The sequence below is a fragment of the Pseudomonas fluorescens group sp. PF-69 genome, from assembly GCF_054481235.1.
The window spans coordinates 3,404,893-3,424,737 of the sequence record NZ_JBTMNC010000001.1; the positions used below are offsets into that span (position 1 = coordinate 3,404,893).

The 19,845-nt window shown below is 61.1% G+C and carries 19 protein-coding genes; 15 read left to right on the top strand and 4 right to left on the bottom strand.

Annotated features, from left to right (window positions below):
* Positions 1-4 precede the first annotated feature (4 nt).
* The 13 genes from ACX3YF_RS15845 (at position 5) to ACX3YF_RS15905 (ending at position 10,862) form a co-directional block, all read left to right on the top strand.
* Positions 5-1,387: a cobyrinate a,c-diamide synthase gene (locus tag ACX3YF_RS15845; protein WP_130203725.1), complete on the top strand. Its 1,383-nt coding sequence runs from the start codon at positions 5-7 to the stop codon at positions 1,385-1,387.
* On the top strand, positions 1,384-2,034 hold the full coding sequence (bluB, locus tag ACX3YF_RS15850; protein ID WP_130203724.1) for a 5,6-dimethylbenzimidazole synthase: 651 nt from the start codon (positions 1,384-1,386) through the stop codon (positions 2,032-2,034). The genes ACX3YF_RS15845 and bluB overlap by 4 nt, the downstream gene beginning before the upstream one ends.
* Positions 2,031-2,939 carry an adenosylcobinamide-phosphate synthase CbiB gene (gene cbiB, locus ACX3YF_RS15855; RefSeq protein WP_458973904.1) on the top strand — a complete coding sequence of 303 codons (909 nt, stop codon included), beginning with the start codon at positions 2,031-2,033 and terminating at the stop codon, positions 2,937-2,939. The genes bluB and cbiB overlap by 4 nt, the downstream gene beginning before the upstream one ends.
* Positions 2,932-3,924 carry a threonine-phosphate decarboxylase CobD gene (gene cobD / locus ACX3YF_RS15860; protein WP_448647291.1) on the top strand — a complete coding sequence of 331 codons (993 nt, stop codon included), beginning with the start codon at positions 2,932-2,934 and terminating at the stop codon, positions 3,922-3,924. Before cbiB ends, cobD begins: the two co-directional genes overlap by 8 nt.
* A complete protein-coding gene (locus tag ACX3YF_RS15865; protein WP_458973905.1) occupies positions 3,921-5,372 on the top strand; it encodes a cobyric acid synthase in 1,452 nt (483 codons plus the stop codon). The genes cobD and ACX3YF_RS15865 overlap by 4 nt, the downstream gene beginning before the upstream one ends.
* Positions 5,373-5,493: 121 nt before the next feature.
* Positions 5,494-6,015 (top strand): bifunctional adenosylcobinamide kinase/adenosylcobinamide-phosphate guanylyltransferase, encoded by a 522-nt coding sequence (gene cobU / locus ACX3YF_RS15870; protein WP_130203720.1) that lies wholly within the window; start codon positions 5,494-5,496, stop codon positions 6,013-6,015.
* Entirely contained in the window at positions 6,012-7,067 is a 1,056-nt protein-coding gene (gene cobT / locus ACX3YF_RS15875; RefSeq protein WP_458973906.1) for a nicotinate-nucleotide--dimethylbenzimidazole phosphoribosyltransferase, read from the top strand. The genes cobU and cobT overlap by 4 nt, the downstream gene beginning before the upstream one ends.
* Positions 7,064-7,639, top strand: coding sequence for an alpha-ribazole phosphatase family protein (cobC, locus tag ACX3YF_RS15880; RefSeq protein ID WP_130203718.1), 576 nt, complete (start codon positions 7,064-7,066; stop codon positions 7,637-7,639). The genes cobT and cobC overlap by 4 nt, the downstream gene beginning before the upstream one ends.
* Positions 7,640-7,641: 2 nt before the next feature.
* Positions 7,642-8,373, top strand: coding sequence for an adenosylcobinamide-GDP ribazoletransferase (locus ACX3YF_RS15885; protein WP_458973907.1), 732 nt, complete (start codon positions 7,642-7,644; stop codon positions 8,371-8,373).
* An 82-nt stretch (positions 8,374-8,455) separates the two neighbouring features.
* Positions 8,456-8,860: a MarR family winged helix-turn-helix transcriptional regulator gene (locus ACX3YF_RS15890; protein WP_130203716.1), complete on the top strand. Its 405-nt coding sequence runs from the start codon at positions 8,456-8,458 to the stop codon at positions 8,858-8,860.
* Between the two features lie 52 nt (positions 8,861-8,912).
* Positions 8,913-10,121 (top strand): MFS transporter, encoded by a 1,209-nt coding sequence (locus ACX3YF_RS15895; RefSeq protein ID WP_047531793.1) that lies wholly within the window; start codon positions 8,913-8,915, stop codon positions 10,119-10,121.
* A complete protein-coding gene (locus ACX3YF_RS15900) occupies positions 10,118-10,240 on the top strand; it encodes a hypothetical protein (protein WP_256590086.1) in 123 nt (40 codons plus the stop codon). The genes ACX3YF_RS15895 and ACX3YF_RS15900 overlap by 4 nt, the downstream gene beginning before the upstream one ends.
* Before the next feature lie 55 nt (positions 10,241-10,295).
* On the top strand, positions 10,296-10,862 hold the full coding sequence (locus tag ACX3YF_RS15905; protein ID WP_130203715.1) for a glutathione peroxidase: 567 nt from the start codon (positions 10,296-10,298) through the stop codon (positions 10,860-10,862).
* 89 nt (positions 10,863-10,951) lie between these two features.
* Here the strand turns inward: ACX3YF_RS15905 and ACX3YF_RS15910 are convergent, their stop codons facing one another.
* From ACX3YF_RS15910 to ACX3YF_RS15920, 3 genes are all read right to left on the bottom strand, one after another.
* A complete protein-coding gene (locus tag ACX3YF_RS15910; protein WP_130203714.1) occupies positions 10,952-12,238 on the bottom strand; it encodes an OmpP1/FadL family transporter in 1,287 nt (428 codons plus the stop codon).
* 145 nt (positions 12,239-12,383) lie between these two features.
* Positions 12,384-12,866 carry a hypothetical protein gene (locus ACX3YF_RS15915; protein WP_130203713.1) on the bottom strand — a complete coding sequence of 161 codons (483 nt, stop codon included), beginning with the start codon at positions 12,864-12,866 and terminating at the stop codon, positions 12,384-12,386.
* A 275-nt stretch (positions 12,867-13,141) separates the two neighbouring features.
* Positions 13,142-13,366 (bottom strand): hypothetical protein, encoded by a 225-nt coding sequence (locus ACX3YF_RS15920; protein WP_003214941.1) that lies wholly within the window; start codon positions 13,364-13,366, stop codon positions 13,142-13,144.
* A gap of 997 nt (positions 13,367-14,363) precedes the next feature.
* Here ACX3YF_RS15920 and ACX3YF_RS15925 point away from each other — a divergent pair.
* Together ACX3YF_RS15925 and ACX3YF_RS15930 are read left to right on the top strand one after the other, a co-directional pair.
* The gene (locus ACX3YF_RS15925; RefSeq protein WP_130203712.1) at positions 14,364-14,687 is read left to right on the top strand and encodes an SEL1-like repeat protein; all 324 of its coding nucleotides are present in this window, start codon (positions 14,364-14,366) and stop codon (positions 14,685-14,687) included.
* 61 nt (positions 14,688-14,748) lie between these two features.
* A complete protein-coding gene (locus tag ACX3YF_RS15930) occupies positions 14,749-16,227 on the top strand; it encodes a DNA recombination protein RmuC (protein ID WP_458973908.1) in 1,479 nt (492 codons plus the stop codon).
* 93 nt (positions 16,228-16,320) lie between these two features.
* Here the strand turns inward: ACX3YF_RS15930 and ACX3YF_RS15935 are convergent, their stop codons facing one another.
* Positions 16,321-19,791 (bottom strand): hybrid sensor histidine kinase/response regulator, encoded by a 3,471-nt coding sequence (locus ACX3YF_RS15935; protein WP_458952288.1) that lies wholly within the window; start codon positions 19,789-19,791, stop codon positions 16,321-16,323.
* Positions 19,792-19,845: the final 54 nt, after the last annotated feature.

Sequence of the window (19,845 nt, forward strand, 5' to 3'; positions counted from 1 at the left end):
CGGTATGAATAGCCCTCGTCAATGCCCGGCGGTACTGATTGCCGCGCCGGCCTCCGGTCAGGGCAAGACCACCGTCACCGCCGCGCTGGCCCGTTTGCATCGCAATCAGGGACGCAAGGTTCGTGTGTTCAAATGTGGCCCGGACTTTCTCGATCCGATGATTCTGGAGCGCGCCAGCGGTGCGCCGGTGTATCAACTGGACATGTGGATGGTCGGCGAGCAGGAGAGTCGGCGTCTGTTGTGGGAGGCCGCAGGCGAAGCGGACCTTATCCTCATCGAAGGTGTCATGGGGCTGTTCGATGGCACGCCGTCCAGTGCCGACCTGGCGCGGCACTTCGGTGTGCCGGTGCTGGGTGTGATCGACGGCACCGCCATGGCGCAGACCTTTGGTGCCCTGGCCCTGGGGCTGGCGCGCTATCAACCCGACTTGCCGTTTGCCGGTGTCCTGGCCAACCGCGTGGGCACCCTGCGTCACGCGCAGTTGCTTGAAGGCAGCCTGACCGAAGGCCTGCGTTGGTATGGCGCGTTGTCCCGCGAAACCGCTATCGAATTGCCGAGTCGTCACCTTGGCCTGGTGCAGGCCAGTGAGTTGAACGATCTCGATCTGCGCCTCGATGCGGCGGCCGAAGCCCTGGCCAGCAGTTGCGAGGTGGCGCTTCCGCCGGCCGTGGAATTCGCTGCCCCGGATGTGATCGCTGCCGAACCACTACTGGCGGGTGTGCGCATTGCCGTGGCCCGTGATGAAGCCTTTGCCTTTACCTATGGCGCCAGCCTGGATTTGCTGCGGGCCATGGGCGCCGAGTTGTCGTTCTTTTCACCGATGCGTGACAGTCGTCTACCCGAGGCAGACAGCCTCTATCTGCCGGGCGGCTACCCGGAATTGCATCATGTGGCGTTGTCGCAAAACACCTCGATGCTGAACGCGATCCGCGCGCACCACGAGGCGGGCAAACCCTTGCTCGCCGAATGTGGCGGCATGTTGTATTTGCTCGATTCGCTCACCGATGTCGAAGGTACGCGTGCAGAATTGGTCGGCCTGCTGGCCGGGGATGCGGTGATGCAAAAGCGTCTGGCAGCGCTGGCGCTGCAGGCTGTCGAATTGCCGGAAGGTTCCCTGCGTGGGCATACCTATCATCATTCGCTGACCACCACCGGGCTCGTGCCGATTGCCCGTGGCTTGAGCCCCAATGGCGGTCGCGGGGCGGAGGCGGTTTATCGTGAGGGGCGGATGACAGCTTCTTATGTGCATTTCTATTTTCCGTCCAATCCGACCGCTGTAGCCGCATTGTTTGCACCCGATCTTGAGGACGCCTTCGCCGGCAAGCCGGCTCCTGCAGTTGATCACCTGAACCCTGTAGGCGCTGGCTTGCCAGCGAAGAGGCCATGACCGACAACGCATTCACCGAAGCCGAACGCGCGGCGGTCTACCGGGCCATCGGCGAACGTCGCGACATGCGTCACTTCAGTGGTGGCACGGTTGAGCCTGAATTGCTGCGGCGGTTGCTCGAAGCCGCGCACCAGGCGCCAAGTGTCGGCTTGATGCAGCCCTGGCGGTTCATCCGCATCAGCGACCAAACCCTGCGCGGCCAGATCCGGGAACTGGTGGAGCAAGAGCGCATTCGCACCGCCGAAGCCCTCGGCGAACGCACCGACGAATTCATGCAGCTCAAGGTCGAAGGCATCAATGATTGCGCCGAGGTGTTGGTGGCGGCGCTGATGGACGATCGCGAGCGGCATATTTTCGGTCGTCGCACCTTGCCGGAAATGGACATGGCCTCGTTGTCCTGCGCGATCCAGAACCTGTGGCTGGCGTCCCGGGCCGAAGGCTTGGGCATGGGCTGGGTCTCGCTGTTCGAACCGCAAGCCCTGGCCGATTTGCTCGGCTTGCCGCCCGGTGCCAAACCATTGGCCATTTTGTGCCTGGGACCGGTCAAGGAATTCTACCCGGCACCGATGTTGGTCCTTGAAGGCTGGGCGCAGGCGCGTCCGCTAAGTGAATTGTTGTATGAAAATTATTGGGGAGTGCGCCAATGAGTGTGGCGTTGTTGAGTGTCGCCGCCGTGGCGCTGGATGCGCTGCTGGGTGAACCCAAACGCTGGCATCCGCTGGTGGCGTTCGGCCGGTTTGCCGAGCGTATCGAGCAACGTTTCAACGCGGGTGGTCGCGGCTGGCGCAGTCACGGGGTCACCGCGTGGGTGATTGCGGTGTTGCCGCTGACCTTGTTGGCCACGGCATTTTCCTGGGCGCCTTATGTGGGCTGGATGGTCGAGATTCTTGCGTTGTACTGCGCCCTCGGCATGCGCAGCCTGGGCGAACACGTCGAACCCGTGGCCAGGGCTTTGCGCAGCGATGATCTGGAGGAGGCGCGTACGCGCGTCAGTTACCTGGTCAGCCGCAAGACCAGCGAACTGGATAAAACCGAAGTGGCCCGTGCCGCCACCGAGTCGGTACTGGAAAACGGCAGTGACGCCGTGTTTGCCGCGCTGTTCTGGTTTGCCGTGGCCGGTGCGCCAGGCGTGGTGCTCTACCGTTTGAGCAACACGCTGGATGCCATGTGGGGCTATCGCAATGAACGCTTCGAGCGTTTCGGCTGGGCGGCAGCCAGGATCGATGATGTGCTCAATTACATTCCCGCGCGTTTGGTGGCATTGACCTACGCCTTGCTGGGCAAGACCCGACTGGCCTTGAAATGCTGGCGGACCCAGGGCCCGACCTGGGACAGCCCGAACGCCGGCCCGGTGATGGCTGCGGGCGCCGGTGCGCTGGGCGTCGAATTGGGTGGGGCGGCGATCTATCACGGTGAACTGCATCAACGTCCGCAACTGGGTGAAGGCGTGCCAGCGGATGCCGACGCCATTGATCGTGGCTGGCAACTGGTCCAGCGCGGGGTATGGTTATGGCTGCTGATTCTCTGCCTGGGGGCTGAATTTTATGCTTGAGCACGGTGGACGGTTGCGCAAGGCAGCGCTCGAATACGGCATCGAGGAAGCCGATTGGCTTGACCTGTCCAGCGGCCTCGCGCCCTGGCCGTTTCCCGTTCCGGATATCCCGCTGCGGGCCTGGGCGCGGCTGCCGGAAAACGATGACGGGCTGGAACAGGCCGCCTGCGATTACTACGGCACCCTGCAGGTATTGCCGGTGGCGGGGTCGCAGATGGCCATCCAGTTACTGCCGCGTCTGCGTCGGGCGGGGAAGGTGGGCGTGCTGTCGCCGTGTTATGCCGAACATGCCGAAGCGTGGCGCCGCAATGGCTACATCGTGCGTGAGGTGCTTGAGCAGGAAGTCGATTTTTTTGTCGACAGCCTGGATGTGTTGGTGGTGGTCAACCCGAATAATCCCACCGGCTTGAGCCTGCCCCCCGCTCGCCTGCTCGACTGGCATTCACGGCTGGCCCAGCGCGGTGGCTGGCTGGTGGTGGACGAAGCATTCATGGACAACACACCGCAGCAGAGCCTGGCGCCGTTCTCCCATCTGGTCGGCCTGATCGTGCTGCGCTCGTTCGGCAAGTTCTTTGGTCTGGCCGGGGTGCGGCTGGGATTTGTCCTGGCCGAGCGCAAGTTGCTCAAGTTGCTCGCCGAACAAGTGGGGCCATGGGCCGTCAGCGGTCCGACCCGGGTGGTGGGCCAGGCCTGCCTGCGTGATGTCGAAGAGCACGCATCGCAACGCGTGCGCGCGGAAGTGGCCAGTGAACGTCTGGCGGCGCTCCTGGAGCAGCACGGTTTCAAGCCTGACGGCGGCTGCGCATTGTTCCAGTGGTTGATCACCGATCGCGCCGAAGAACTGCATGAGTTCATGGCCCGGCGCGGCATTTTGCTGCGGTTGTTCACGCACAACAGCAGTCTGCGCTTCGGGTTGCCTGCCGATGAAGCCGACTGGGTGCGTCTTGCCGCAGCATTCGCGGCCTTTGCCAAGGAAGGCCAATGACAACGTTGATGGTGCAGGGCACCACATCCGATGCCGGTAAAAGCACACTGGTGACGGCGTTGTGTCGTTGGGTTACGCGTCAGGGCGTCAGCGTGGTGCCGTTCAAGCCGCAGAACATGGCGCTCAACAGCGCCGTGACGGCCGACGGTGGCGAAATCGGTCGCGCGCAAGCCGTGCAGGCACAGGCCGCTTACCTCGAACCGCACACCGATATGAACCCGGTGCTGCTCAAGCCCAACAACGATACCGGCGCTCAGGTGATCATCCATGGTCGCGCCGTCACGACCATGAACGCCGTCGCCTATCACGACTACAAAGCCATCGCCATGCAAGCGGTGCTGGCTTCCCACGCGCGGTTGAGTGCGGCGTATCCGGTGGTGATGGTCGAAGGTGCGGGGTCGCCAGCGGAGATCAACCTGCGTGCCGGGGACATCGCCAACATGGGCTTCGCCGAGGCGGTGGATTGCCCGGTGCTGCTGATCGCCGACATCAATCGTGGCGGGGTGTTCGCGCATCTGGTGGGGACGCTGGAGCTGCTGTCGCCCAGCGAGCAGGCGCGAGTCAAGGGCTTCATCATCAATCGCTTTCGCGGCGATATCGCCTTGCTGCAACCCGGCCTCGATTGGCTGGAACAGCGCACCGGCAAGCCAGTGATCGGCGTGCTGCCGTACGTACTGGATCTGCACCTGGAGGCCGAGGATGGCATCGATCAGCGCCAGACCGACAAGGCCGATCAGGTTTTGAAAGTGGTGGTGCCGGTGCTGCCGCGCATCAGCAACCACACCGATTTCGACCCGTTGCGCCTGCACCCGCAAGTGGACCTGCAATTCATCGGTCCCGGCCAGGCGATTCCGCCAGCCGATCTGATCATCCTTCCCGGCTCGAAAAGCGTGCGCAACGACCTGGCGTATCTGCGCGCCAACGGTTGGGAAACCGCGATCTCGCGACACCTGCGCTACGGCGGCAAAGTGCTGGGCATCTGCGGCGGTCTGCAAATGCTCGGCGAGCAGGTGCACGATCCGCTGGGCCTGGAAGGCGTTCCGGGGTCCAGCGCCGGGCTGGGGGTGCTGGCGTTTGAAACCCGACTCGAAGAACACAAGCAGCTGCGCAATGTGCGCGGGCGTCTGGCGCTGGAGAATGCTGAAGTCAGCGGCTATGAAATCCATGCCGGCGTCACCACCGGGCCGGCGCTGGAAAACGCCGCCGTACTGCTCGATGACGGACGCTGTGACGGTGCGCAAAGTGTCGATGGGCAGATTTTCGGCACCTATCTGCACGGTCTGTTCGAATCCCCGGCAGCGTGCAGCGCCCTGTTGCGTTGGGCGGGCTTGCAGGCTGTGCAGGACGTGGATTACCACGGATTGCGCGAGCGCGATATCGAGCGGCTGGCGGATCTGGTGGAGATGCATCTGGATACCGGGCTGCTGCGTGAACTCTGTGGGATTTGAAGTGACTGCACAGGCCCCATCGCGAGCAGGCTCGCTCCCGCATTAAAACGCGGTCAATTGTAGGGGCGGGCTTGCCCGCGATGAGGCCTGTCGCTACACCGCCAAATAAAAGGTTATGAACATGCTCCAACTGATCCTCGGCGGCGCCCGCTCCGGCAAAAGCCGTCTGGCCGAAAAACTCGCCTCAGACTGCCAGCTGCAAGTGACCTACATCGCCACCAGCCAGCCGCTGGACGGTGAAATGAGCCAGCGGGTCGCCCATCACCGTGCCCGTCGTCCGGCCGAATGGGCGTTGATCGAAGAGCCGCTGGAATTGGCCCGCGTCCTGCGCGAAACCGCCAGTGCCGAACGCTGCCTGTTGGTGGATTGCCTGACCCTGTGGCTGACCAATCTGCTGATGCTCGACGATGCGCAACGCCTGAGCGCCGAGCGCGATGCCCTGCTGGAGTGCCTGGCGTCGCTGCCGGGTGAAATCATTTTTGTCAGCAACGAAACCGGAATGGGTGTCGTGCCGCTGGGCGAATTGACTCGCCGTTATGTCGATGAAGCCGGTTGGCTGCATCAAGCTCTGGCCGAGCGTTGTCAGCGAGTCATCCTGACCGTCGCCGGCCTGCCCCTGACTTTGAAAGGTACTGCGTTATGACCCAATCCTGGTGGCTGAACCCGTGCAAACCGATCGACCTCGATGTGCTCGAGCAGGCGCAAGCCCGGCAACAGCAACTGACCAAGCCGGCCGGCTCGCTCGGTCAGCTCGAAGCGGTGGCGGTGCAATTGGCGGGCTTGCAAGGGCAGATCAAGCCAAGCCTGGATCAACTGTGGATCGCGATTTTTGCCGGTGACCATGGCGTGGTGGCTGAAGGCGTGTCGGCATATCCCCAGGAAGTCACCGGGCAGATGCTGCATAACTTCGTCACCGGCGGTGCAGCGATCAGCGTGCTGGCGCGGCAGTTGGGTGCGTGCCTCGAAGTGGTGGACCTGGGCACGGTAACGCCGGCATTGAACCTGCCGGGTGTGCGTCATCTGAACATCGGTCCGGGGACGGCGAATTTCATGCAAGGTCCGGCGATGACACCGGCGCAAGGTGAGCGTGCTCTCCAGGCCGGTCGCGACAGTGTGCAGCGCGCGCGCGCGTCGGGCGCTCAGCTATTCATCGGTGGCGAAATGGGCATTGGCAACACCACGGCGGCCAGCGCCCTGGCGTGCGCATTGCTGGAGTGCCCGGTGGTGCATCTGGCCGGACCAGGCACCGGGTTGAACGCAGCAGGTGTCAGCCGTAAGGCTCAGGTGATCGAACGCGCGTTGGCCCTTCACGGCGCTCAGCGTGGTGATGCGTTGCAGACCCTGTTGAACCTCGGTGGTTTTGAAATTTCGGCACTGGTGGGGGCTTACCTGGCCTGCGCCCAGGAAGGCATTGCGGTGCTGGTGGACGGTTTCATTTGCAGCGTCGCGGCGCTGGTCGCGGTGCGCTTGAATCCCGAGTGCCGACAGTGGCTGTTGTTCGGCCATCGCGGTGCCGAGCCAGGGCACCGCCATGTGCTGGAAACCCTGAGCGCCGAACCCTTGCTCGACCTCGGCTTGCGTCTGGGCGAAGGCAGCGGCGCTGCGCTGGCCGTGCCATTGCTGCGTCTGGCCTGCGACCTGCATGGGCAAATGGCGACGTTCGCCGAGGCAGCGGTGGCGGATCGTCCGGCATGACGTTGCGTCTGGATATGCTGCGTCATGGCGAAACCGAGCTCGGTGGCGGCTTGCGTGGCAGCCTCGATGATGCGTTGACCGAAAAAGGCTGGCAGCAAATGCGCGAGGCGGTGCTGGCGCAAGGGCCTTGGGATCGTCTGGTCAGTTCGCCCCTGCAGCGTTGTGCGCGGTTCGCGGAAGAACTGGCAGGGCGATTGGGCTTGCCGGTCGAGTTGCAGGCCGACCTGAAAGAACTGCATTTCGGCGCCTGGGAGGGGCAGAGCGCTGCGGCGCTGATGGAAACCGATGCCGATTCCCTCGGGTTGTTCTGGGCCGATCCTTATTCGTTCACGCCGCCTCAGGGCGAGCCCGTCGCGGCGTTCGCAGCGCGGGTGCTGGCGGCGGTGGCGCGTTTGCATGCTGCCTACGCGGGCGAGCGGGTATTGCTCGTCAGTCATGGCGGGGTCATGCGCTTGTTGCTGGCGCAGGCGCGCGGCTTGCCGCGTGAGCAGTTGCTCAACGTCGAAGTCGGTCATGGCGCACTGTTTTCGCTGTCGGTCGAGTCCGACGGATTGTTAAGGGAAGCGGTCTGACCATGCTGCCGTTCTGGATCGCCTTACAGTTTCTCAGCAGCCTGCCGGTCCGTCTGCCGGGCATGCCGGCACCGCAGGAGCTGGGGCGGTCGCTGCTGTTCTATCCGCTGGTGGGCTTGTTGTTCGGCGGGATTCTATGGGCGCTCAACTGGCTGATGCTCGGCGCGCCGCTGCTGCTGCACGCGGTACTCCTGCTCACCGTTTGGGTGTTGCTCAGCGGCGCATTGCACCTGGACGGCCTGGCCGACAGCGCCGATGCGTGGCTCGGTGGCTTCGGCGACCGTGAACGCACATTGGCCATCATGAAAGACCCGCGCAGCGGACCGATTGCGGTGGTCACGCTGGTGTTGGTGCTGCTGCTGAAATTCGCCGCGCTGCTGGCCTTGATCGAACAGCAACACGCCGTCGCGCTGATCATCGTGCCGTTGCTCGGGCGCAGTGCGTTGCTGGGTTTATTCCTGACCACGCCCTATGTGCGTGCCGGTGGCCTGGGTCAGGCGCTGGCCGATCATCTGCCGCGCTCGGCGGGCAAGCAGGTGTTGGCGGTCAGTGGCTTGGCCTGCATGCTGATTGCTGGCTTGAGTGGTTTTTTTGCCGTGGTGCTGGCAGTCGTGCTGTTCGCGTGGTTGCGACAGGTCATGTTGCGGCGATTAGGCGGGACGACGGGCGATACGGCCGGGGCGTTGCTGGAATTGCTGGAAGTTGCGATGCTGGTCGGGCTGGCCTTGATATAAGGCTGCGCGAGCAGGGTTGCTCTTACGGGTTGCATGTAACAAAAAATTTGCTTTCACTTAACCACGGGTATATACACGCACCATGCTCGAATCCCAATGTTTATGCATCAACCTGCGTCGCGCCGCCCGTGGCGTCAGCAGGCATTACGACGGCGCTCTCGACGGTTTCGGGATCAACGTTGCGCAGTATTCTTTGCTGTGCAATCTGCAGCGTCTGGATCAACCGAGTATTTCCACCCTGGCCGAGGCCATGGGACTGGATCGCAGCACCCTGGGGCGCAATTTGCGCGTCCTGGAAGGCGAGGGCCTGGTGATGCTGGTCGAGGGCGAAGACATGCGTAACCGTATCGTGCGCCTGACCGACGCCGGTGCCGAGCGCTTGAAAGCAGCCCTGCCGGCCTGGGAAGCGGCACAGCAGCGATTGGTTGATCGCTTGGGCGCCGAGAAGCGGGAAACGTTGTTGAAATTGCTGGACGAACTGGCTTGATGCCGGTTTTCCAGAACTTAAGCGGGTATATACCCGCGATTGGAGAATAATAATGACATCGATGTGGCGTACCTGTGGTTGGGTTTTATTGGGGAGTGCGCTGATCCTTGCGTTGTCTCTTGGCGTGCGACACGGCTTCGGGCTGTTTCTGGCGCCGATGAGTGCCGAGTTTGGCTGGGGGCGTGAAGTCTTTGCCTTCGCCATCGCCCTGCAAAACCTGATCTGGGGCTTGGCGCAGCCATTCACCGGCGCGCTGGCGGATCGCTTCGGTGCGGCGAAAGTGGTGCTGATCGGCGGCGTTCTGTACGCCCTGGGCCTGTTGTTCATGGGCCTGTCGGATTCGGCCGTCACGCTGTCCTTGAGTGCCGGACTGTTGATCGGTATCGGTCTGTCCGGCACTTCGTTTTCGGTGATTCTCGGCGTGGTCGGGCGTGCTGTCCCGCCGGAGAAACGCAGCCTGGGCATGGGGATCGCCAGCGCCGCCGGTTCCTTTGGTCAGTTTGCCATGGTGCCCGGCACGCTCGGGTTGATCGGTTGGCTCGGCTGGTCTGCGGCGCTGCTGGCTTTGGGCTGCCTGGTGGCCTTGATCGTGCCGTTGGTCAGCATGCTCAAGGACAAGCCTTTGCCGGTGCTTGGCCATGAGCAAACCTTGTCCGAGGCACTGCGTGAGGCCTGTTCCCATTCGGGCTTCTGGCTGCTGGCGTTCGGCTTTTTTGTCTGCGGTTTTCAGGTGGTCTTCATTGGCGTGCACTTGCCGGCGTATCTGGTGGATCAGCACCTTCCGGCGACGGTCGGCACCACGGTGCTGGCACTGATTGGTTTGTTCAATATCTTCGGCACCTACACCGCAGGCTGGCTCGGTGGACGCATGTCCAAACCGCGTTTGCTCACGGGGCTTTACCTGTTGCGGGCGGTGGTGATTGCGTTGTTCCTGTGGGCGCCGGTGACCACGACTACCGCTTATCTGTTCGGTATGGCCATGGGTTTCCTGTGGCTGTCGACGGTGCCGTTGACCAATGGCACGGTAGCGACCTTGTTCGGCGTACGAAACCTGTCCATGCTCGGCGGGATTGTCTTCCTGTTTCACCAGCTCGGTTCGTTCCTCGGTGGCTGGTTGGGCGGGGTGGTCTACGACCGTACCGGGAGTTATGACTTGATCTGGCAGGTAGCGATTCTGTTGAGCCTGATGGCCGCCGCCCTCAACTGGCCGGTGCGCGAAACGCCGGTGGCACGCCTGCAAACGCAAATGAGCGCGACATGAACAACTTCTGGCCGCGCATTACCCTTCTTGGCGTTTGTGCCTTGCTGCTGGCTCTGGCGTGGTGGGGCTGGCATCGGGGTGGGTTGGCCTTGATGCAGTTGGGCATGGGTGCTTGCTAGCAGGATAAGAGGGCGAGTAACTTCGACAGCTGACGACTTATAAGGAAGCCCTGACATGTTGATGCGCTGGCTGGCGGCACCTGCATTACTGGTCGCGTTTACCGGGTTGGCTCAGGCCGCAGAATGCCCGACGCTGTTGGAAGGTTCGCTGCCCAAACTACGCGCCAAGGAATCCATCGACTTGTGCCAGCGCTTCGCGGGCAAGCCTTTGGTGGTGGTCAATACCGCCAGTTTTTGTGGCTTCGCCCCGCAGTTCAAAAGCCTTGAAGCACTGAATCAGCGTTACAAGGATCAGGGGCTGGAGGTGATCGGTGTGCCGTCCAATGACTTCAAACAGGAGTCAAAGGACGGTGCCGAGACGGCCAAGGTCTGTTATGTGAATTACGGCGTGACCTTCACCATGACCGAGCCGCAGAAAGTCCGCGGTGATGAGGCGACGCACCTGTTCCGGGTGCTCGCCGAGCAGTCCAGCGCGCCGAAGTGGAATTTCTACAAGTACGTGGTCGATCGTCAGGGCAAGGTGATCGCCAATTTCTCCAGCCTGACCAAACCCGATGATCCCGATTTCATCGCGGCAGTGGAGAAGGCTCTGGCTTCGCCGCCTCCCGCTTCCGCTCCCTGATCGATGCCCACTAAAAAGCCCCGCCTCTGTGCAAGAGAGCGGGGCTTTTTTGATTCAGGTGGCAAGCGGTTCAGGCCCGCCGTGAATCATCAGAAGCGGTAGGTTGCACCGACACCGAAACCGTTTGCACTGTTTTCGTACTTGGCGTTGTAGGACTGACCCAAAGCGTTAGCGCGTTTGACAGTGACAGATTCTTCCTTGAGGTAGGAGTAAGCCACATCAATGGTCCAGTCGTCGGTTGGGCTGAAGCCTGCACCGATGCTGAAAATCGTCCGGTCGCCGGTAGGAATGCGCGGCGAACGATCAGTGTTGTTGGTGGGCGACTGGTCAAAGGAGAGACCGGTACGCAATACCCACTGCTTGTTCAACTGATAGGAAGTACCCAGGGCGTAGGCCCAGGTGTCATGCCAGTTCTGGTCTTCCTTGATGGTGCCAACGATTTGTGGGGCGAGGGCACCGCCGCTTTGTGCGGTTACGCCGTCGTTGTTGACCGTGATGTCTTTCAGGCGGCTCCAGCGGGTCCAGGTCGCACCGGCATAGAGCTTCCAGGCATCGTTCAAATCTTGAGTCACGGAAAGGTCATAGGACTCAGGTGTTTCGAGCTTCAGCGAGGCGTCGTAACGGTTGGATTTGAGCAGCTGAGGTGGCACGCCAGCGCCAGCAGTCACATCGGTGTGGCCGTCGAGCTTGTAGTTCACTTTCGAGTGGTAGGTCAGGCCCACGCGAGTGGTGTCGGTGGCTTGCACCAGGATACCGGCGTTCCAGCCCAAGGCTGTATCGTCGCCCTTGATCTCCACATTGTTGTCGCCAGTCCGTGGGACTGGGAGCGCAATGTCCGATTCCAGGGTGCCGGTAATCCGGTTGATGGTAGGACCAAAACCGATCGAGACCTTGTCGTTGAACGCGTAACTGACGGTTGGTTGCAGAGTGACGACTTTGACTTCGCTCTTGCTGCCGAAAGCGCGGCCCTGAAAGCCGTTTTCGTAGTTGGTGATCAGCCCGAACGGAGCGTAGACACCAAAACCGACAGCCCATTCATCGTTGAGTTTATTTGTATAGAAACCCATCGGTACTGAAGTGAACGGAACCATATCGCCTTTGTTGGTTCCGCTTGAACGGCCACTGGTATCGCTGATATCGGTCGAGGCGTCGATCGCTGCGATACCGCCGGTGATTTGCTGGCCTTTGAGGCGGGCCATACCGGCAGGGTTGCCAAAAACTGTACTTGCATCTTCGGCAGAAGAAGAGCGCCCGGCAAAACCAGTCCCCATTCCGCTGATGCTTTGTTCGTTGAGGGCAAAGCCGCTTGCGAAGATTTGGGTGGATGCCAAGGCAACGGCGAGGCTAATGGTGGTTTTGAGCATTACTTTTTTCATTATTAGAACTCCTGGAGATCACCGGGGCGGAAATTACCAACATTTTCGTCCGGGCGCCATAGGCTGTATCGCTTGATTTAGAGCGGTTTTGTAGGACAATCCGACCAAATTCGCGACCAGTTGTGCGATGTTTGAATCCAGGAAATCAGCAGGCGACCTGATTCAGCGGTGAAACACAGGTGTGCCAGGCGTAGGTGAAGTCTCTCAGGCGTCCTTGGGGCTGGAAAGTCTGGCGCCAGATTCGCGCCATTCCCAGGAGGTCGTCGGCTTCAGGGAGGGGAGTGTTCTGTTCTTCGACCAGCAGCCAGGCGATGGCTGTGGCGTAACGCAAGTTGACGGTCAATTCGAGGTGCGGGCCGCTGAGAAAAGCATGTTGGCTGGCCAGGCCCCGGACCAGGCTGGCGCGTTCGGGATCGAGTGCCAGATAGTGGTCCCAGAGTGCCTGATGGCGGGGTTCGGCGATTCGGTAGAGGCCGTGTCCACGGCGGTCGTGCAGGGCGGAACCAAGGGCTGACTGGCTGGCGGCAATGCCCACCAACAGGGATTCGGCAATTGCGCTATGGCGTCCAAGATAGATCAATGTCGGGCGGATCACATAGCGGCACAGTTCGCTGGCAGCGATACCCATAAAACCCTCGAAACTCGAAATGGGCGGCGATACCTGAAAGGCTTTGGCAGCGGTGGATCGACTCAGGCTCGCCGGAAGCGGAACAAGCCGCTTGAGTTGAAGTGTAGTGTCATATTCGCGACGTAAAGGCCTGTTTTTAAAATATTTACGGCTGCCAGTTATAACCGTTATATCGGTTAGTGCTTAACCGGTATCCACCCCAGGTGAAATGTCGAGCAACAAAAAGCCCCGCGTTTTGAGCGCGGGGCTTTTGGTGTTTCAGCCTTGCTGGCGCCTCAGGCAACCAGTGCCTGACGGGTACGATCGATCACAGCCTGCAGCGGTTCGGCGCTGGAGTACTGATCCGGATACAGGCGTTCGCTATGACGGGCGATGCCGTGTTCGTTGACCAGCGTGAAGCTGAAGCAGCCTTTGCGAGCGGCCATGATCAGGCAGTTCATTGGTGCAAAAGCGTTGGTTAGGGTGCGAATGGCATCCTGAGTATGGATTTGAGTAGACATAGTCATTGGTGTTCCTACAAGCGACACGGATAAGAACCGTGCAAAATTAAAACGTTCCAGTGACGACAACCACCATTGGTCGAACGAAGAACCCGACTGGAACAAAGCAGCCAGTTTGAAGCGCTGATAAATTGGCGCGCTTGGGCTGGCAGGTAGGTACTTAGGAGGGCAGGCAACACATCAAGGGCAAAGGTTCTGGGCCCGGGGTGAAGATCCTGATCAATTTGCAGGTTGGTTCGGTCAGAGTAAATGAGCCTGGCAACACCCTTTGCTTACGATTCAAAGGCTGTGTTGGCGCAAGAGTTACCTGGAAACCATCGAGGTGGTCGATCCCGCTTGTTCGGTGGAGGCTTCGTTTGAGAAGGCTGTCCGGGGGATTTGTTCGACCAGAATTGACTTTCAGCTTGGTACTAACGCCGCGGATACTAACTGATTGAATGGGCGAAGGGAAGTGTGATGGCAAAAAAGATTGAGGGCGACGTTCAATCCCGTTCCCGGAGGACGTTGGATCGGGGCTGATAACCCCCCAGGTACGCGCTGAAACAGCCCGCAATCCGACCGGCGGCGGTGGAAATCCAACCAGTCAGAACCCGCCCTGGTCATGGAGTTGTCACAGTTTATCCCCAACTTCGCTGACAAAACGTACCGAAAGAGCGCACTGATATAACCGTCAATAAGGTACTTGTGCACATAAGTTGCGCAGTCTGTCACTCCACTGTCATCCAGCCTTCAATCGCAGTGGGTGCCTGTAACCAAAATTTAAGTCAATGAAAAACATCGCTTTTTTTTACTGGTGAAAAAATCGTCAGTTTGACTGCGAGCCCCATTCCATAGGGCTTTGCGAGAGTTCAGGGGCGGTTGTCCACTGAGTTATCCACAGCTTCTGTGGATTGTCCCCAGCGCTTGCTCTAGGACGGGCGTGCCGCATTTTTTCGACTTTACCTGTAAGAAAAAAAGAGTAGAGTGGCGCGCCTTCCGATCTGCCCCACAGTGCTTTATGAAGTTTCGTTCACATTCCATTTCCTCTCCCGCCAAACCTTCCATTGTTGTCCCGCCCAAGCGCTTTTCGATGCGCGTGGCCGAGTGGTTATTGGATAGCCCACGCCTGGGCGAAAACCCCAGCGTCAAACACATTGCCGGGCGTTTGCTCAAGCAACCGGCGCGTGAGGGCGTCGTGGCCGCGCAAAGCCGCCTCGGTCAACTGATGTGTCGGGAATGTGGTAATACCCGGGATCGACGGATTGGCCAGGACCTGTTGCGCCAAGCCGCGCGTGCAGGGGATTTGCGCGCGCAAAAGGAACTGGGGCTGATTGAAGACTGAGCTGTCCAAGACCTGACGCCTTGGTTAACCTTCAAGCTTTATTTCAATGGCAGGAATGGCTATGGCTATGGACTTGACCAGCGCATTGCTCGGTCTGGCGGGCGCTGCACTGCCGCTGCTGGTGTTGGCCTGGCAACTGCAACGTCGAGCGGGCACCGCACAGGCAGAAGTGGCGCTCCTGGAAGAGCGCCTGTCCACGGCAAATCTGGCTCAGGATGGCTTGAACGCCCAACTTGAAGCCTGTCGCGATGAAATCGCGGATCTTGGCCAGGCCAACTCCGCCAAGCAGGCCGACCTTGCCGCCGTGCGCCGTGAAGTCGAATTGTTGCAGATCGAACGTGACGATGCCCGCGATGCCGCTCACGCCTGGAATATCGAACGCGCCGGAAAGGACGCCGAACTGCGTCGTCTGGATGCCTTGGCCGCCTCGCTCAACGCAGAGCTGCGCGAACAGCAGGAAAGCCATCAGCAGCGCCTCAATGACTTGCAAGGCTCGCGCGACGAGCTTCGGGCGCAGTTCGCCGAGTTGGCGGGGAAAATCTTCGATGAGCGTGAACAGCGTTTTGCCGAAACCAGTCAACAGCGCCTGGGGCAATTGCTCGACCCACTGAAGGAGCGCATCCAGTCCTTTGAAAAACGCGTCGAAGAGAGCTACCAGGCGGAAGCCCGGGAGCGCTTCTCGCTGGCCAAGGAGCTGGAGCGTCTGCAACAACTCAATCTGCGACTGAGTGACGAAGCCACCAACCTGACCCGCGCATTGAAAGGGCAGAAAACCCAGGGTAATTGGGGCGAACTGATCCTCGAGCGAGTGCTCGAACATGCCGGGCTGGAAAAAGGGCGCGAGTATCAGACCCAGGTCAATCTCAAGGGCCCGGACGGCGAGCGCTTCCAGCCGGACGTCATCATTTACCTGCCGGGCGACAAGCAGGTGGTGGTCGACTCCAAGGTCAGCCTCACGGCGTATCAGCAGTACGTTGCCGCAGAAGACGAGGCCATCGGCCAGATCGCCATCAAGCAACACGTCCTGTCCCTGCGCAATCACGTTAAAGGTTTGGCCGGGAAGGACTACAAACGCCTCGACGGCCTGCACAGCCTGGATTTTGTCTTGTTGTTCGTGCCGATCGAAGCGGCCTTTTCCGCGGCGCTGCAGGCTGAGCCGACGCTGTTTCAGGAGGCGTTCGACCGCAGTATCGTGATCGTCAGCCCGACCACCTTGCTGGCGACGCTGCGCGTCATCGACAGCCTGTGGAAACAGGAGCGTCAGAGCCAGAATGCGCGGGAAATCGCCGAGCGGGCCGGGTGGCTGTACGACAAGTTCGTGTTGTTTATCCAGGATCTGGATGAGGTCGGCAATCGCCTGCAGCAACTGGACAAGGCTTACAGCTCGGCGCGCAACAAGCTGACAGAGGGTCGCGGCAATCTGGTCAGCCGCAGTGAACAACTGAAGTTGCTGGGGGCGAGGGCGAGCAAAAGCCTGCCAGCCGATTTGCTCGAGCGGGCGATGACCGATGTGGACGGGTTGGTCGAATTGCCGGAGTAGTAAAACAACATCGCGAGCAGGGGAATGCGTTCGAATGGGGGAGCGAGCCTGCTCGCGATAGCGATGGGCGCGGACCATCGCGCCCGCCAAGCACTACAACGGCAAATACCGGCTCAACAACGCTCGCAATGCCGCCGGCTTCACCGGTTTGGCCAGGTAATCCAGTCCCGCCGCATGCACCTGGGCCATCGTTTCCTGTCGCCCATCGGCACTGATCACCACGCCCGGCACAGGCTCGCCCAATCGGGTGCGCAGCCAGGCCATCAACTCCGTGCCGGTTTCGCCGTGGTCGAGGTGGTAGTCCACCAACGCCAGTTGCGGACGTACCCCTTCATCGAGCAATGCCACGCACTCATCGCGATTGCGTGCAGTCCAGACCTGACAACCCCAGCGGGTCAGCAGGCTGTTCATGCCGATCAGGATGCTGTCCTCGTTATCGATGCACAGCACCTGCGCACCACTGAGTAATTTGCCGTTGAGTTCCACAGCCTTGGCCGGCTGCGCGGTTTGCGCCCTGGCCAGCGGGACGCTGACGCTGAAAACGCTGCCGTGCCCCGGCCAGGAGCGAACGCGCAGGGTGTGTCCTAGTACGCGGCACAAGCCGTCGGCAATGGCGAGGCCTAGCCCCAGGCCTTTCTCGGCGCTGGTTTGATGACTGTCGAGGCGTTTGAACTCCTCGAAAATCACCTGCTGTTTATCTTCAGGAATGCCGGGCCCACGGTCCCACACCTCCAGACACAATTCACCCTTGCGCCGGCGAACCCCCAGGAGCACCGGGCCCTTGGCGTAGCGGAAAGCGTTGGTCAGGAAGTTCTGCAGGATTCGGCGCAACAGTTTGATATCGCTGTCGATGCGCAGTTTGCTGCTCCGGACGCGAAACTCGAGCCCTTGTTCCCGCGCCAGCGCCTTGAATTCGGCGCCGAGCGTGTCAAACAACTCGTTGAGCGCGAACGGCTTGGGGTTTGGATTGATCTTGCCGTTTTCGAGGCGGGAAATATCCAGCAAATCGCTGATCAGCTCTTCGGCCGAACGCAGTGAGCTATCGAGGTGCTGGACCAGTTTCTGCGCCTCGTCGGACAAACCGTCTTCCTGATGGGACAGGGCGGCGGAGAACAGTCGCGCCGCGTTCAACGGTTGCATCAAGTCATGGCTGACCGCAGCCAGGAAACGGGTTTTCGACTGGTTGGCCGCCTCGGCGTTGCCCTTGGCTTCGGTCAGGGCCACGTTGAGCTGCGACAGTTCGTGGGTGCGTTCGGTGACCCGCCGCTCCAGACCTTCGTTGGCTTCGGTCAGCGCCTGTTCGGCTTCGCGGAACGCGGTGATGTCGGTGAAACTCATGACGAAACCACCGCCAGGCATCGGGTTGCCGATCAGCTCGATCACCCGGCCATTGGGAAACAATCGCTCGGACGTGTGCGCGCGGCCCTGGCGCATCCAGTGCAGGCGGCGGGCGACGTGCACTTCAGCTTCGCCGGGGCCGCACAGGCCGCGCTCGGCGTTGTAGCGAATGATGTCGGCAATCGGTCGGCCGACGCTGATCAGGCCATCCGGGTAGTTGAACAACTCGAGGTAGCGCCGGTTCCAGGCCACCAGTTTCAGTGACTGGTCGACCACACTGATGCCCTGGGTGATGTTTTCGATCGCCCCTTGCAGCAGCGCGCGATTGAACTGCAGCACCTCGGAGGCTTCATCGGCGATGCGTACGACGTCTTCGAGTTGCATTTCCCGACCTTCGATGGCGGCTTTTACCACGGCGCGCGTCGACGAGGTTCCCAGCACGCCCGCCAGCAAGCGTTCAGTGTGGGCGATCCATTCACTGTCGGCGTTCTGGTTCGGGTTGAAGCCTTTGCCCTGGCGGTAGGCAAACCGGATGAAGCTCTGACGGGCGCGTTCTTCGCCGACGAAACGTGCCGCCAGTTGTAGCAAATCGTCGATCTGCACGGCCAGCATCGAGCGCCCACTGGGGCGGGCGCTGATTTCCTGGCCAATGAAGCGACCGGCCTGCCAGTGTTCCGAGACCCGTGTGCGTGACAGCACCGAGACCCAGGCGAACAGGGTGAAATTACCGGCAAGGGACAGCACCACACCCTGGGTCAGTGGCGTGATAGGCAAGTGCAGCGGGTTGCTGTGCAACCACGCCAGCCCCGGAAAACTGTTCAGCGACCAGCCCAGGCTAAGGGCGGCAATCGGCAGGATCAGGGTGTAAAACCACAGGAAGGTCCCGGCAGCGAGGCCGGCGAACACGCCGCGGCGGTTGGCCTGTTTCCAGTACAACGCGCCCAGCATGGCCGGAGCCAGTTGGGTCACTGCGGCGAACGCGATCTGGCCGATGGTCGCCAGGCTCGCGGTCGAGCCGAGCAAGCGATAGCTGACGTACGCCAGCAGCAAAATGGCCACGATGCTCACCCGGCGTACCGAGAGCATCCACTGGCGGAACACTTCGAACGGACGCTCGGCGTTGTTGCGGCGTAGCAGCCACGGCAACAGCATGTCGTTGGAGACCATGGTCGACAGCGCCACGCTGGCCACGATCACCATGCCGGTCGCCGCCGATGCCCCCCCGATAAACGCCAGCAGGGCCAAGGCGGGATGCGCCTGGGCCAGTGGCAGGCTGATGACGAAGGAGTCCGGCAGTACCGAGCTCGGCAACAGCATCTGGCCCGCCAGCGCAATGGGCACGACGAACAGCGCCGCCAATGCCAGGTAGGCCGGGAATACCCATTTGGCCAGGCGCAAGTCCTGAGGGTCGATGTTTTCCACGACGGTCACATGGAACTGCCGTGGCAGGCAGATAATCGCCATCATCGCCACGCCAGTCTGGACCACCATGGATGGCCAGTTGACGGTTTCCTTCCAGTACTCCTCGAGGCGCGGGGCGAGCATGGCCTGGTCGAACAGGTCATCGAAACCGTCATACAGGCCGTAGGTGACATACGCGCCGACCGCCAGAAAAGCGAACAGCTTCACCAGCGATTCGAATGCGATGGCCAGCACCATGCCGCGATGGTGTTCCGTGGCATCCAGGTTGCGAGTACCGAAGACGATGGTGAACAGGGCCAGCACCAGCGACACGATCAACGCGGTGTCCTGTGCTCGAACGCCCATGGCATCGGCACCGGCACCGATCAGCAGGTTCACCCCGAGCACGATGCCCTTGAGTTGCAGGGCGATGTAGGGCAACACGCCGACCATGCAGATCAACGCCACCACCACCGCCAGCGATTGGGATTTGCCATAGCGGGCGGCGATAAAGTCGGCAATCGAAGTGATGTTCTCCTGCTTGCTGATCATCACCATTTTTTGCAGTACCCACGGTGCGCCGACCAGCAGCAGGATCGGCCCGAGGTAGATCGGCAGGAATGACCAAAGCTGTTCCGCGGCCTGGCCCACCGCGCCAAAAAAGGTCCAGCTGGAGCAATAGACAGCGAGCGACAGGCTGTACACCCAGGCACGCACGCGCGGCGGCAGCGGCGCGCTGCGACGGTCACCGTAAAAGGCGATGGCGAACATGATGGCCATATAGGCCAGGGCGACGGCGGCAATCAGCCCGCTGGACAACGACATGGGAACTCCCGACAACCAAAGACACCCGGGCCGTCCCGCCCGGACAGACAGTCT